Source organism: Rhizobium sp. UGM030330-04, assembly GCF_003208455.1.
Lineage (GTDB): Bacteria > Pseudomonadota > Alphaproteobacteria > Rhizobiales > Rhizobiaceae > Agrobacterium > Agrobacterium rhizogenes_A.
This window is the reverse complement of sequence record NZ_QKML01000011.1, coordinates 204,018-217,111: the sequence shown is the minus strand read 5'-3', so window position 1 is coordinate 217,111 and position 13,094 is coordinate 204,018. Positions and strand designations below refer to the sequence as shown.

16 protein-coding genes are annotated in these 13,094 nt (G+C 57.8%); 9 read left to right on the top strand and 7 right to left on the bottom strand.

Going from position 1 to position 13,094, the window contains the following annotated elements:
• From N434_RS17985 to N434_RS17960, 6 genes are all read left to right on the top strand, one after another.
• Positions 1-402 (top strand): T6SS immunity protein Tdi1 domain-containing protein (locus tag N434_RS17985; RefSeq protein ID WP_146227664.1); only part of this gene is annotated, 402 nt, incomplete at its 5' end.
• A 45-nt stretch (positions 403-447) separates the two neighbouring features.
• Positions 448-774 (top strand): hypothetical protein, encoded by a 327-nt coding sequence (locus N434_RS17980; RefSeq protein ID WP_065116780.1) that lies wholly within the window; start codon positions 448-450, stop codon positions 772-774.
• Positions 775-905: 131 nt separating this feature from the next.
• Positions 906-2,069, top strand: coding sequence for a hypothetical protein (locus N434_RS17975; RefSeq protein WP_110759669.1), 1,164 nt, complete (start codon positions 906-908; stop codon positions 2,067-2,069).
• A 73-nt stretch (positions 2,070-2,142) separates the two neighbouring features.
• On the top strand, positions 2,143-3,288 hold the full coding sequence (locus N434_RS17970) for a DKNYY domain-containing protein (RefSeq protein ID WP_146227662.1): 1,146 nt from the start codon (positions 2,143-2,145) through the stop codon (positions 3,286-3,288).
• Positions 3,285-3,575: a hypothetical protein gene (locus N434_RS17965; RefSeq protein ID WP_110759667.1), complete on the top strand. Its 291-nt coding sequence runs from the start codon at positions 3,285-3,287 to the stop codon at positions 3,573-3,575. Before N434_RS17970 ends, N434_RS17965 begins: the two co-directional genes overlap by 4 nt.
• Before the next feature lie 75 nt (positions 3,576-3,650).
• Positions 3,651-5,585: a DKNYY domain-containing protein gene (locus N434_RS17960; protein WP_286172323.1), complete on the top strand. Its 1,935-nt coding sequence runs from the start codon at positions 3,651-3,653 to the stop codon at positions 5,583-5,585.
• Between the two features lie 40 nt (positions 5,586-5,625).
• Here the strand turns inward: N434_RS17960 and N434_RS17955 are convergent, their stop codons facing one another.
• The 3 genes from N434_RS17955 to N434_RS17945 all read right to left on the bottom strand — a co-directional run bounded on the left by N434_RS17955 (position 5,626) and on the right by N434_RS17945 (position 7,694).
• The gene (locus tag N434_RS17955; RefSeq protein ID WP_110759665.1) at positions 5,626-6,555 is read right to left on the bottom strand and encodes a hypothetical protein; all 930 of its coding nucleotides are present in this window, start codon (positions 6,553-6,555) and stop codon (positions 5,626-5,628) included.
• A 144-nt stretch (positions 6,556-6,699) separates the two neighbouring features.
• Entirely contained in the window at positions 6,700-7,005 is a 306-nt protein-coding gene (locus N434_RS17950) for a hypothetical protein (RefSeq protein ID WP_065116786.1), read from the bottom strand.
• A complete protein-coding gene (locus N434_RS17945; RefSeq protein WP_210206050.1) occupies positions 7,002-7,694 on the bottom strand; it encodes a hypothetical protein in 693 nt (230 codons plus the stop codon). Before N434_RS17945 ends, N434_RS17950 begins: the two co-directional genes overlap by 4 nt.
• A 256-nt stretch (positions 7,695-7,950) precedes the next feature.
• Here N434_RS17945 and N434_RS17940 point away from each other — a divergent pair, with 256 nt between their 5' ends.
• The 3 genes from N434_RS17940 (at position 7,951) to N434_RS17930 (ending at position 9,425) form a co-directional block, all read left to right on the top strand.
• Positions 7,951-8,388, top strand: coding sequence for a curlin (locus N434_RS17940; protein WP_110759664.1), 438 nt, complete (start codon positions 7,951-7,953; stop codon positions 8,386-8,388).
• A 58-nt stretch (positions 8,389-8,446) separates the two neighbouring features.
• Positions 8,447-8,842 (top strand): curli-like amyloid fiber formation chaperone CsgH, encoded by a 396-nt coding sequence (gene csgH / locus N434_RS17935; RefSeq protein ID WP_110759663.1) that lies wholly within the window; start codon positions 8,447-8,449, stop codon positions 8,840-8,842.
• Between the two features lie 169 nt (positions 8,843-9,011).
• A complete protein-coding gene (locus tag N434_RS17930) occupies positions 9,012-9,425 on the top strand; it encodes a curlin (RefSeq protein WP_181424010.1) in 414 nt (137 codons plus the stop codon).
• Between the two features lie 47 nt (positions 9,426-9,472).
• Here the strand turns inward: N434_RS17930 and N434_RS17925 are convergent, their stop codons facing one another.
• The 4 genes from N434_RS17925 to N434_RS17910 form a co-directional block, all read right to left on the bottom strand.
• Positions 9,473-10,468, bottom strand: coding sequence for a hypothetical protein (locus N434_RS17925; RefSeq protein ID WP_110759661.1), 996 nt, complete (start codon positions 10,466-10,468; stop codon positions 9,473-9,475).
• 183 nt (positions 10,469-10,651) lie between these two features.
• Entirely contained in the window at positions 10,652-11,521 is an 870-nt protein-coding gene (locus tag N434_RS17920) for a D-psicose 3-epimerase (protein ID WP_065116791.1), read from the bottom strand.
• A 22-nt stretch (positions 11,522-11,543) separates the two neighbouring features.
• The gene (locus tag N434_RS17915) at positions 11,544-12,215 is read right to left on the bottom strand and encodes a nucleoside triphosphate hydrolase (RefSeq protein WP_110759660.1); all 672 of its coding nucleotides are present in this window, start codon (positions 12,213-12,215) and stop codon (positions 11,544-11,546) included.
• 29 nt (positions 12,216-12,244) lie between these two features.
• A complete protein-coding gene (locus N434_RS17910; RefSeq protein ID WP_110759659.1) occupies positions 12,245-13,093 on the bottom strand; it encodes a sugar phosphate isomerase/epimerase family protein in 849 nt (282 codons plus the stop codon).
• Between the last annotated feature and the right edge of the window lies 1 nt (position 13,094).

Below are 13,094 nucleotides of genomic sequence, written 5' to 3'. Positions count from 1 at the left end.
CGGTTAAATCTGCCGAATGGTATGGTCCGGGTGGAGCCCCGCGGATATGACGAAGATCAAAAGCGCCAATGGACCGACGAAGTGATGATTGGTCTTAAATTGTCATTCAACGTCTCTCCATATGTGGCTCCATGGGAAGACGAAAAATACCAAAACATGATGCCGTTGGCTCTTGAAAAGATTGGGCAACTTGAACCCGGTGAGATTTATGGTTTCGCCCCCGCACTTAGTATCGGCGGCAGGAATAACGTCGAACATCTGCAAAAGGTGAAAGTAGTGGAACATTTACTTTTGCTGGCCTCACTCGATTCACCCATGCTTTATGATTATTCACCGCCAAGCGATGGGGACGGCAGCCTGGGCGCTGTCACTCCACGCAGGAAAATCGGTTCGGCGAGGTAAAGCACGCCGACTTCACACTTTAAACCGCGAGAAGCGAGGGAGAGAATGAACTGGAACTATCTGCAACAGCACTGGGATTGGGCGGGCCACATCGTCGAAGCCCTGTTTATGGCCGCGATTGTCGCCATGATCGTCCGGATTTTTCTTTCATGGCGCATATCGTGGATCGTCGGCCTGGCCTTCGCTGCCGGACATTTTCACGGCCGCGAAAAAAGAGACTACGAAGTGTCGGTCCACATGAAGCCGCCCCATCTGGAAGGGTATTACTTCTGGCGCTGGTCGTGGGACGGGGCGACGGATTTCTGGCCCACCGCGATCATCTGTTTTGCGCTTATTTTCGTCGTTGTGAAAAATTCCGCTGGACCTCGATGAGTTGCGTTCCTTTTTAGCGAGCACGCCACAAGAATAAGAATTCATAGACTAAAATCGAAAGTTGTATCGTTCCAGCATTTATTGCACGGTGGGCAGAACTATCTCATTGCTGATTTTTGGCCGGGGAGCGGATGGTACGCGAAGAGATATGCCGTTCTTTTGCCTGTGCGATTATCGTGGCGTCGGTCGTGGTTACGATATTCGCCGGAACAGGTTTTGCACAGGATAACAATGGGGCCGTTCAAAAAGCCGTCCCGGCGACGAGAACATTCGATTTCTCAGCGCCCGCCCTCAATCTTGAAGGCACGGTTCCCCAGGATGCTACGGTCGAAACCGTACCAATGAGCCCGACGGAACCCGGCACAATCGGAAACTTGAAGGTCATTGGAAAAATCAGTTCAGGTTCGTCCGACCCGAAAATCGAGACGACCTTTGTCGGTTACGATCTGCAGACACCCTCGGCGGCGTTCCGGATTTGCACGTACCAGGCAGACACTGCCGGATACACGACACGCGCCTCAAAGGTCGCATCGGACCTGACAGAAGCCATGCTTCTGGGTACCAGGGATGAAAACGGAAAACCACATAGCGCGCTCATCAGCTATTGCTTTTCACGCGGAAAGCAGGTGCTGGGTATTAATTTCATTGCAGGTGTCAGCAACGCGGCGGATGCCGACGCCGCTTATGATCTGGTAGTTCGAGCTGACAAATACGCTGCTGCGTTCATTGGCAGTCTTTCATGGGAAAACGGCGAGGAATCGAGCTTTGGACAGGAGCTGCAATCGGTTCCTGTTCGGATAGGCAACCAGCAAGTCACACTCCACATCCCGAACCAGTGGGATATCCCGATCAACGATTTTCACGGCCCTCTGCCGGCCGAGCTGCATATGATCAGGCGCAAGGGTGGAAAAGATGTCGGTCTGGTGTGGCTCTTCGTTCAGGACATGAAGAAGAAACCCGACCTCGAAATGGCCGGAGCGACAATCGTGAAGGATTACTTTGTCAGGCAGACACCCGACACACATCCTCCGGTACTGGTATCGAGCGAGGAGGACGCCACATTGGCGGAACAGGGAATTCCCGCACGCACCTTCCGGTTTTCGGTGGAAAACAAAAATGGTCAGGACAGCGGCGAAATCGAAGCGACCGCCATATGGCGGAATGGTCGCCTGCATGTCCTCACGCTCTGGTCAGCTTGGTCGTCCGTTGCCGATGAAAACACGTTCTTCTCTCGTCTTCCGGGTCTTACTGTCTACGATATCGTGCGGCAGGCCATGGTAACGACGCAGCAGTAAGATTCTGCGCCCCGGTTTGCGGGCAGGCAACCTGCGGCGCTCGGACAATGTCGATATAGGGAGTGCGGACACATTGACTGAGCGATTTGATCATCAGGTTGGGTCCACTTCCGTACCCGTCATTCCCTATGACACATTCGAAGCCGCCGCTCTGTTCCTTGCAACGGGGCGCTCGCCGGAAGAGGTGCTGCCGAAACTCGGCCTGACAGCCACGGAATGGGATAGGTTGCATGACGCCTACAAGTGGTTTCCCTATTCCCTGGGGGACGATTCCAGACGACATTATTTCGGCGGGCTTGACGATGGCGCGATCTGCCAGCTTGTCCTGCCGCCGCGATGGCAGATGGAAGGCGGGGACAAGCCCGATCTGCGCTCGACAGCGTTTGTTCGCGACACCGTGCGCCACAATCCGTATATCGGACCGTTTATCGATTGCGGCTGGCCCTTGACATGGATCGCATCGCACCCCGAGGCGACGCTGTGCTCTTATACACACGATGGTCGCACCGTATATTTCAACGGCGAGCCGCTGGCTGACCGTAACGGTAACCGGATCGGAGTGGATGTTGCCAGCTTCAAGGCGGTCGGAGGACGCTGGTTATACGACAAGGGCCATGTGTATGGCCAAGGCAGGTATGGCGTATATCACAGGGCCTACTGGTTTGTGGTCGAGGGGGCGGATGCCGCGACGTTCGAAGCGCTGAACCTGCGTTATGCCCGCGATAAAAATCAGGCCTATTACATTACCGGCAAGACACTTCGAACCAAAAGTCCCGGGGCTTTCGAGATCATACCCGATGTCAGGCTGAACTATCGTGACAACAGCTGCGACCTCCTTCACGATGACAGCCACACAGCACGGGACCGCGAGGCTGTCTATTTCTACGGTGCCCGCCTAAGGGGTGCAAAGCCCGAAGGGTTTCGACACCTGGGGCATGGCTACGCGAAGAACAATGAAAAGGTCTGGTATCTCGACGAAAAGAAACTCATCCAAGGCGCAGACGCGGCGACCTTCACAGTACCCGGCCCTGGAGAACTTGATGTGAAGGGCCTCACAAGCGGCCATTTCGTCACCGACCGCCATCGTCCGTATGTTCGCGGTGAAGCGCGTGATCCGATCGAGTGGTTCGAGGCCTGGCGATCGTTCTTCGAGGCGAGACCGGATATCAGGGACTGGTGGTGGCACAAGATCGAGAAGGCCTTTGCAGCTTCAAGATGAGTTCGGCGGATCAGCAGGAACCTTCCGCAATGGGGGCCAATCAGCATCTCAGGATGGCTCTCGGGTTCGACCAGAAGAACGCAGGAAGTGCATCAATGAAAATCAATATGACCAAGAGGGAAGCGATGTTCCTGTTTTTGCCCTTGTCAGCGCTGGCGACCACGGCCGTTTCCTGGCTGGCTGGTGTCTACAGCTTCTCCTGGTTTGTAGGTATTTTCGCTATTTTCGTTGGTGGGAGAGTGTTCATACGCAACCACGTAACCATTACCGACAGAGACGAAAAATAAGGCAAGATAGACAGGCGGACTGGCTGGGAACCATGGCCGGCATTGACACCGTAGATCGGAGCGGACTTGAGCGGAATGAAGCTGACTGAACTTTTTCCCCTGCCCTATGCCCATTGGTATGCGGCCACTCTTTTTGCCGAAGCCGGATATGCTGCGTCGCAGATATTCGATCGTCTCAGCATCGACCCCGCGCGCTGGCAACGGTCCAGAGAGCGCTATGGCCAGCTCCATTACGCCAATACAAGTTGGGTCGCGGCTGCGTTCGGGCGGGACGGGCTTCCCGAGCCCGAACAGGATCGGGCGCTTTTCCAGCATCTGACAGCGAATGACGGTATCGGCCAGCCCGTAACGGAACCCTTCGGCATGCGCAGGGAGCTTGCGGCTTTGCGGCGCGCAGTCGAAGCCAATCCCCGTATCGGTCCCTTCGTAAATGTCGACTGGATCGCGCATTATATCGGAGAAAGACGCTTCCCGACCATCCGCTATGTCCACAATGGCCATCAGGTCCATGTCGATGGCGCACCGATCCGCGACCGCAAGGGCGTCCCGCTGGCCGGGATCGACCCCTTCACCTTTCGACAGCTCGGTGACCGCTGGTTTTGCGACGACGAACATGTCTACGGCCAGGGCGAGACGCCAACGAAGCTCTTCTGGTTCATAGCCCGTGGCGCCGATCCGGACAGCTTCACCGTACTGAACCAACGTTATGGCGCCGACAGGGCCGCCGGTTATTACATTACCAACCTGCGCCTTCCCACCGAGGAGCCGGGTACATTCGGGATCGTCGGTTATTATTACGGCAGCGGCCAGAAACCGGGTCTCCATATCGAAGAAAGCCACTACGCAAAGGACAGCCGCAAGGTCTATGCTTACGGCGTCGCGATCGAAGGCGCGGATGCAGCCAGTTTCCATTCCATCGGCGACGAAGGCAGATATTTCGCCGACAGCAAGCATATCTATTGGCAGAAGAGCCCCGTTCCCGATGCGGACCGCGAGAGCTTTGTCTGCGCATCAGAAGCAGGCCAATATCGCGCATACGACAAAGAGAGGCCCTATTATGCCGGGCAACCTCAATCCGTTTCGGCTGAATTCGAGCCCTGGAGCGACTATTTCGAGGCGCATCCGGAGATCACCGACAGCTGGTGGCATCGGGAACAGGCGCGGAGAACAGCAAGCCCGGCCGTCGTGAATGAACCGGTTCCGGTCGGCGGCCCCTATTATAGCGACGGAAGCAGGATACTGGTGAGGCCACAACGCCCGCAGGACAGCGAATGGGTATCGCTCGATCATTTCGACCACGACAGTTTTCGACACATTATCGATGTATTCGGACGGGATCGACATGGTCTTCGCTATTTCTCACCCGGCCTCGAACGCTATGGGCATGAGCCTGTGAAGGGAGCCGACGCGGCAAGCTTCGAAAAGCTCGATGGACCCTGGTTCAAGGACAAGCGGCAGGCCTATTACATTGGTAGCGACGCCCCGATGCCGGAGCTTGCCGTCGTCAAAGCCGATATGGCGAGCTTCGAAGTGCTGGGCGACGCCTATGCCCGCGATGCGAAAGGGCTGATCGTTGAAGGCGTGCGCAAGCGCGGCGTCGATAATCCCGCCGCCGTGGAAGCACTCGGCCACTCATTCGCCCGAATGGGCGACATTCTGCTTTACCGCGGCAAGCCCGTCACCAGACCCGGCAAGGTCGACCCTGCCACGGCGCGCGGTGTCCATGACCAGCTTCTGATCGACGCAAAGGGCGAGATGCTGTTCGGCGGGAGCTACCGCAAGATGATTCCGGGAATTGACCCCGCCACGTTTAATTTCCTCAACCGTGTGTTCGCCGTGGATATGCGCCATCTTTACGCAATGACCGATACGGGACTGCTGCTGATGCCGGATATCAATCCTAGCGAAGTCCAGGCTGCCGGCCTTTACGCTATCCGGGTCGGCAACACGAAGTTCCATATTTCCGGCGGCACCATGCGGCAGTCTCCATTTGAGGAGATGAGCGGATAAATGGTCGCCACCCTGTCGACCGATATTCCATGGCAGCCCTTCAATAATGGAGGGCAGCGCGTGTAGGGGCCATAGTCGTAAAGCGTGCGGCGCTGAAATCGTGAAGGCACCGGAGCGTGTCTTGCAACTTGTCGGCGCTAAGTCGAAAATCGCTCTTTGCAAGCCGGTAGAGACAACCACCTCGCGCAAACACCAGATCACCACCGTCCCACTCGGCCCAATCCGTTTCCGGCAGGTCAAGGAGCAGCATTCCGTCCCGATCAACCACACGGTAATCCAGCCCGTACCAGGCCTTCTGGCTGCGACCGATCGAGTGGAGAATCATTTGGAGCCGCCGGCCATTCGCGCCTACCTTTTCGAGAACACGTGATTTGCTGAAGCTGTAAAGGGCCGAGGCATTCAAACCATTGGTCTGACCCTCGCCATGTTCAGCCACCCGCCAGCCTTCGCGTTCACGCATATAGCCGTTGACGGGCTCGTCCTCTCCCCGGCCCGACCATTCACCACACGGTTTGACGTGCATCCCCCGCTTCAGCCTGAATCCTTTGGCCAGCTGGAAGCTGGCATCATCGCCGATTGAATGATTGAGAAGCAGCGTTTTCTCGCTCTCGAAAATACCGCCGCCGCCCCAGGCGTCCCCCTTCGGCCACAGCGCCAGGGCCGTGAAAAATGGAGGCTTCGATATGGCCGTCCAGCTGCCGTATGGCGCGCGGTTGGTGGCAGCGAAATAGACCAGTAGCTCACCAGATGGAGAAAGATCGCAACGTCTTTCGTAAATCCGCCCTTTCAACCATTGCCCATGTTCAAACGTATCGTTGCGCAGGTCCCAACGAATAAGCTGCACCTGACGGCTTGGCCCACGACGAAATATGACACCTGTTCTCGCTGACCGCGCCAGGATCGCATATAGTCTCGGCGCAGCGGGCACGCCGGCTTTCTCCGGAGCGGAACTACCTGTCTCGACGGTCAATGGAGCTGCACCCTTCCGACAATATTTCTGCCATTATAACTGCCTCGACACTGCCGTCGACCGCGGATGCCTCGACTGAACCCACAACTTCATCACGCCGGAAGCGGAATAGACAACGCTCTTACCCGAAACCTTGAATGCGGCTCAATTCAGCAGCACCAGGACCGTTCCTGCACAAAGGGAAAACAATCCGAGAGAAAGGCTGGGAATGATCAGCGCCGCACGTTGATGGCCTCGGATTTTCATCGCGATCGCGAGAATTTGCGCGACAATAAGCACAGGTATGCCTGCTCTGTAGGAGATGTCATAAAGCCCGACGATCAGATTGCGTCGGGCCGGGTCGGAAGGCCATTCCGAAAAACCAAGCGCCAGAGGCGACAAATACCAGACCGCGCCGAGGATAAAGGCAACAACCGTGGTAGCGAAGAGGAATACTGTCACCGACCTCATTTGCTGTCCTGAATAAAGGCTTCAATCGCGGCTTCCGACAACCCGATAATGCGGCCGGCAGCAAATCGCCGCACGGAAAAGGCGCTTTCGTCACGGTTTTCGAAAGCCAGATCAAAAGTAGAAGAAAATATCCGTGCCCATCCCTCATCATACACGGTACCACCGACGTGGATTATGCTCATTGATGGCCAGTCGACCTGTTGTCGGGTCTCCGGGTCAATGACCATGGCACTGCCGACGCGAATCTCCCGTGTGACAAACATCCCAGACGCATGGCCTGAAACGGGTTCCAGCCTGAAGCTATAGGTGCCACCCTCGGGATAGACGAGTTCTACGATCGACGCCGGTGAAGAAACTTTAACCCGGAATTCTTTTTCATAAGCATTCGCACTGCCTTCGGTCTCCAGCAAGCGCCAGTCGCGGCCGGAAATCGGCCGGGCGGCAACGATAACTGCACCACCCTTTGTAAGCATCGGCTCGTCGACAGCGATACGCAAACGGGTCGATAGCTGCTGTTCGCCCGCATGGCCAATTGTGCTCAAGGCCGTAATCCCAGCAACCAAATGAGCCAGGCCGATAAATACCTTAGACAATAAACCTCCCGGTCCCGTCAAAAGTGATCTAAGTCCGCTGCCATATAATCGTCGATCATTGACACCGCAGCAAGCCTGAAGAATTTCCCGGCTCATGCTGTGATCACCATGACAGACTGGTTGCGGCCAAAGGATCATGCATGGCATTCCGGCTGCTCTCCCACGCTGATTAAGGACGGCCGAAAACAATCGATTGAACGTCACCTCAAACTGGCCCTTGAAAACCACGACGCAGGCGCCGTTCCCCCGCCAATGAACCCCGACTGAATAATCTCTTCAGCTTCCGTTCCAGCGGAACCGTCTAGAACAAAGACGTTCAACCGCGGTCTTATCCGCCTGAGGAGACACAGTCATGATCCGGAAGTCTTTCATTGCAAGTGCACTCGTCGCTCTCGTTGGCATCGCCGCCGCGGCACCCGCCATGGCCAATGATGTGCGTATCGAACAATATGGCTGGTCCAACTCTGCCGGTGGCGCGCAGGAAGGATATGGCAACCGGATCCGCACCTATCAGGACGGCGGTTATAACCGGATTGTCGGCCACCAATATGGTCGCCACAACCTTTCGACAGTCGGTCAGGAGGGGCATGACAATTACGGCTCCTCCTATCAGAACGGCAACCGCAACGTGGCGGGCATCGGACAGTTCGGCTCCAGCCACACCACCATCCTTACCCAGGACGGCAATGGCAACATCGCCGCCGGTGTTCAGGTGGGCCGGGGCTGCAGCGCCAATGTGAGCCAGGGCGGCAACGACAATGTCGCGGCCTTTGTGCAGGCCTGCCCTTAAGCAGCCATGCGCGGTGATGTGAAACGTTGTTGAGATCAGATCATCAGGGAGACTTGCCATGCCCGATAACATCAGACATCCGCGCCGCCTGGCGGCAATCCTTGCGCTGGCACTGCTTCCTTTCGGTGCCGTCGCGGCCATGTCGACCGCAAAAGATGGGACCGATGGGCAGTTTTGCGAGATCAAGGCAACACCGCAGGCCGGCATGATGAGGCTGGAGGCCCTTGCCAAGGGTGGCACCGATGCCGGTGGAACCTACAACTTTCACGTCGAAAAATCAGGAAACGGCGGCCGCTCCGCCATCAATCAGGGTGGCGACTTCGAGGCCGCCGCCGGACGATCGCAACTGCTGAGCTCGGTGACGCTGGATGCAAAGGGAGCCCGCTACCGGGCGATGCTGGATCTTGTGATCGATGGCAGGACTTTCAGTTGCAGCAGGCAGGTCGGCGACTAGCCTGCCGGCATGTCGTGGATTTCCCACCAGAGAGGGCGCCGGTTCAGGCGCCCTTTTTCTTGATCGTGCCGGAACGGCTGAACGACGTGTGAATGGGCAATTCCGGTCGGGTTCAGTTGCGGGATGCGACAGTGGATCATCGGCACGGCGCTGACAGATGGAGATCAGGATGACCCGCAACATATTGAAACTTCTCACCGTCATTCTGCTTGTCGGCGCCCTTGCACCCGTGGGATTTGCAGCGCCCGCCCATGCCGGGGGCCGGATTTCCTTCAACCTTGCGCCCGGCAACGCGACAGATGGGGACCTTCTTTCAACCGGGCTGCGCGCCTATTCGCTCTATCGTGGCTTAAAGGATGCCGACATCCGGCAGCTGGGCCGGGGCAATGCGGCGGGCATTGCCCAGAACGGCGGCGGCAATCTCGGCTTCATCCGGCAGCGGGGCGACGGTCACGCCGCAACCTTGCAGCAGAATGGCAACAACAATGCCTATGGCATTTTCCAGTATGGGCGCAACACACAGACCAATGTGGTGCAGGATGGCGATAACGGCAGCGGCGTGACCTTCAGTTATGGCTGGTGAGGCAGCTCCGGGGCGGATTATCCCACCGTGTTTCGGCCGGCGCGGGCTCAATCCGCCAGGGTGGCCAGAACCTCTCCCTCTCTGCCCTGCACGAGGCTGCCGGGCGATACCGGTCGGGGATCGGCGTCGGGCAGAGGTGGGGTGAGCAGCCATGCGGCTGGGTAATCTTTCCGAAGGTGCCGGGAATTATAGCGAACATGGGTTCCGGCCGCATGGCGGCGCGTACCGAGCATCGCCTCCTTTGACAGGACCGCGCTTTTGATTTCGTAGAGTTTTCGTTCGTCATCAAGGGCAATCGTCGCATCGGAGAGATCGAAATTATCGACGCGGATGGTCTGACCCTGCGGCGTATCGAGAACCCATCTGTCGGAATCGACGAAGCCGTCGATATAGACATTGCCGGTGGAAGCGCGCAGGGACGTTCCTTCCGGCAGGGTGATGCCATCAACGACATTGCCATCGGCAAGAATGCATCTGCTGAAGGCGGATATGCCGCCATCGGCCCGCAGATCGAATTCCACCGGCCGGGTCGCGTCGCAGCGCCAGCCGCTCTGCACGGTTACGCCATTACCAGTTATCCGCATGTTGTCGGGGGTGAAGCCGACCGTTTCGTAGTTGTCGTTGGTTTTTATCGCGATATGGCGGGCGATTTCGACGGCATCGATATCCGCAACGCTCACGGGATGCGGAAACACGGCGCGGCTGAAGGCATCCCTGGTATTGGCAATGGCCAGCTCGAGTTTCGTGCCTTTGGGCATATCGATCTGGCCAAGCCGGGTTGATTCAAGCAGTTCCGGCCGGTAGTTTGCCGTCCTCTCCCTGTCATAGGCCCGCATCTCGAGACAAAAACCGGCGATCTGCCACAGGGTGAAAACTGCGATGGCGGTCACCAGCCCATAGTGCAGGATCGCCGGGCGCTTCCAGCGGCCGCTCGCATATCGAATGAGCAGCCCCAGCGTCCAGACGGCCCAGACAAGGGTCGTGGCAAGAAGGAAGGCGACAAGAAGCACCGCTTCGACGGACGGGAGTGCGACAGGGATCATGCGAATAATGGCCTTGGGCGGATCGTTTCCGATCCCGGGATATCCCGGAGCTTTAGCGCATAAGAGGTGTTTTCTTCAACTCGCAGATTGCGATCTCTCCCAGCCGCCGGCGCTCATGCGTTATCCGCACGAAACCAGGCGGCGCCATATGGCGGCCGCATGGTCAGCGCGACTTGACGGACATCAGCCGCCGAGGACGAAACGGGAAAATGCCAGGGAGTTGCGGGCGTCCTCGTCCATTCTGGCGATGTCAGCGCCATTGCTCAGATCACGCCACACCTTGATATCAGAACCGATGGTGCCGCCGGTCTTGACGAAGGGTTCCATGACGACCGCACCGGTGTAATTGATATCACGCAGCGCGAGGCCGATTTCCTGCCATGGCATCCTGCCTTTGCCCGGAACACGGCGATTGCTCTCGCCGGTGTGGAAGTGACCCAGCAGCGGGCCGGCCGTGCGGATGGCTTCGCCGAAACTGTCTTCCTCGATGTTCATGTGGAAGGTATCCAGCATGACCTTCACATTGTTCTTCCCGACATCCTTGACGAAGGCGACGCCTTCGGCCGCCGTGTTGAGCACGTGGTTTTCAAAACGGTTGAGGACTTCGATGCACAGGTTGATGCCGAGATCATTGGCGAAATCGGCAATGCCGTGAATACCCTCGACACCACGCGCGTAATCGCCGGGCTTGTCGACCGGCTGCGAATAATCGATCGGCCAGTAGGAATGCAATGCGCCGCCGATGGTGCGGATGTCGAGCTTGGCGACATTGGTGAGCGTCCGCTCAAAAAACGCCTTGCCCGCTGCGCGCACGGCCGCATCTTCCGACGACAGGTTCTTTGATTTCGACGGGCCGATGCCGGCGGTGAGGATGATGCCGTTATCCTTCGCGCTCTGCTTGATCGCGGCGAGTTCGGCGTCGCTGTATTCGTTGATATGGTGGGCGGCGACTTCGATGATGTCGAAACCGAGTTTGGCGACCTTTTCGATATAGGGGCCGAACTTGGCGCTCCACTCATGTTCCCAGTAGGAATAATAGATGCCGTGTTTCATGGGGATTTCTTTCAGTTTCGTTTCAATTGGTTAGGATGTGCCCGCTTCCCGGATTGCCGATGCGAAGATCGGGTTCGGTGCTCGTCGAGATGATGAAACGGCCGTTCGGAAGATCGTTCTCCTCGACCTTCCGGTTGATCTCGTCCTCGGCAAGACCGAAGCCCAGCCAGCGGTTTCTGAGCCGCGCACGCAGATCGTCCTCACCGACATCGACGAAAACCGTCAGATCGAAGATCGGCTTGAGGCGGTTCCACGGTGACTGGCCGGCGAGGAGATAATTGCCCTCACAGACGATGATATCGACGGATTGCGGGATCAGCCGGCCGCCTGCACGGGCGATTTCAATCGCCCGGTCAAAGACCGGAACGGCGATGGCATCATCCTCATTGGCCTTGAGGCGCTCGAGCATGTGTCGCAACCCGTGGGCATCGAAAGTATCGATGGCGCCCTTGAATGGTCGGCGGTTCATCTCTTCGAGCACGGCATCGTCATAGTGATAACCATCCATCGGAAAAAGCGCGGCGGGCTCGCCTCCGCCGGCGTTCAACACATCCACCACACCTTCGGCAATGGTCGATTTTCCCGATCCCGGGGCGCCGGCAATCGCGATCATCACGCGCCGGCCTTTTGCCCTTTCCAGACGCTGGAGGGCCAAGCCCGCAATCTCACGGGCATTATCGTCAATTGTGCTCAAGGTGGTCCTCGCCCCGATAATGATTGCGGTCAGAAAATCCGGTACTGGCTGGCCTTGTCGCGCAGGAAGGCCAGCCCCTTGTCGAGGACCTCGTCTGCGCCTGAAGCGACCGGCCGCCAGGTGGAAATCGCACCCGCCATCTCCTCCGGCATCGCGGCGAAACTCTCAAGCGTCAGCACGCCCTTGAAGCCGATGGCCGCGAGTGCTGCAAACACCGCGTCCCAGGCAACGTTGCCGAAACCCGGCGTGCCGCGGTCGCTTTCCGACATATGCATGTATTTCAGATGGTTACGGGCAGCGATGATGCCATTGGCGATGCCCTTCTCCTCCATGTTCATGTGGAAGGTATCGAGATGGACAAAGATATTGTCGGCACCGATACGCTCAACCAGCGCCACGGCCTGCTCGGCTGAGTTGACCAGATGGTTTTCGTAGCGGTTGACGGCCTCGATCCCGAATTGCAGGCCAAGCATCTTCGCGTGGCCGGCAGCCTGAGATAGTGCGCGTGTCAGATTGTCATATTCAGCCTGTGTCGGCGGGAAACCCGTGCGCTCACTGGTGCCGCCATAGGTAACGCCGGTCAGCGCTTCCGCCCCCATTTCGGCGGCCTTGTCCAGCGCGGCCTTCAGATGCGCGATGGCTGCTTCCGGGCGGACGGAGGCCCAGGCAGGTTCCGGCAGAACCAGCGAGCAGACAGCCCGCAGACCGTATTTCTCCAGCAGGGCGCGGGTATGCGCCGTATCGACGGATGGGAGATCGACAAGCGGAATCTCGATGAAGTCCTGCCCATAATCCGCAGCACCGGCAATGGCCCGCCTGGTACTTTCATGATCCCAGTTGAGGGACCACATCATTGCGTGAACACCGAAGCCTTGCACG

What these genes read in the sequence shown, in the direction of transcription:
- N434_RS17980 (WP_065116780.1), top strand. Translation starts at nt 448, where the DNA reads ATGAACTGGAACTATCTGCAACAGCACTGGGATTGGGCGGGCCACATC.
- N434_RS17975 (WP_110759669.1), top strand. Translation starts at nt 906, where the DNA reads ATGGTACGCGAAGAGATATGCCGTTCTTTTGCCTGTGCGATTATCGTG.
- N434_RS17965 (WP_110759667.1), top strand. Translation starts at nt 3,285, where the DNA reads ATGAGTTCGGCGGATCAGCAGGAACCTTCCGCAATGGGGGCCAATCAG.
- N434_RS17960 (WP_286172323.1), top strand. Translation starts at nt 3,651, where the DNA reads ATGAAGCTGACTGAACTTTTTCCCCTGCCCTATGCCCATTGGTATGCG.
- N434_RS17950 (WP_065116786.1), bottom strand. Translation starts at nt 7,005, where the DNA reads ATGAGGTCGGTGACAGTATTCCTCTTCGCTACCACGGTTGTTGCCTTT.
- N434_RS17945 (WP_210206050.1), bottom strand. Translation starts at nt 7,694, where the DNA reads ATGAGCCGGGAAATTCTTCAGGCTTGCTGCGGTGTCAATGATCGACGA.
- N434_RS17940 (WP_110759664.1), top strand. Translation starts at nt 7,951, where the DNA reads ATGATCCGGAAGTCTTTCATTGCAAGTGCACTCGTCGCTCTCGTTGGC.
- csgH (WP_110759663.1), top strand. Translation starts at nt 8,447, where the DNA reads ATGCCCGATAACATCAGACATCCGCGCCGCCTGGCGGCAATCCTTGCG.
- N434_RS17930 (WP_181424010.1), top strand. Translation starts at nt 9,012, where the DNA reads ATGACCCGCAACATATTGAAACTTCTCACCGTCATTCTGCTTGTCGGC.
- N434_RS17925 (WP_110759661.1), bottom strand. Translation starts at nt 10,468, where the DNA reads ATGATCCCTGTCGCACTCCCGTCCGTCGAAGCGGTGCTTCTTGTCGCC.
- N434_RS17920 (WP_065116791.1), bottom strand. Translation starts at nt 11,521, where the DNA reads ATGAAACACGGCATCTATTATTCCTACTGGGAACATGAGTGGAGCGCC.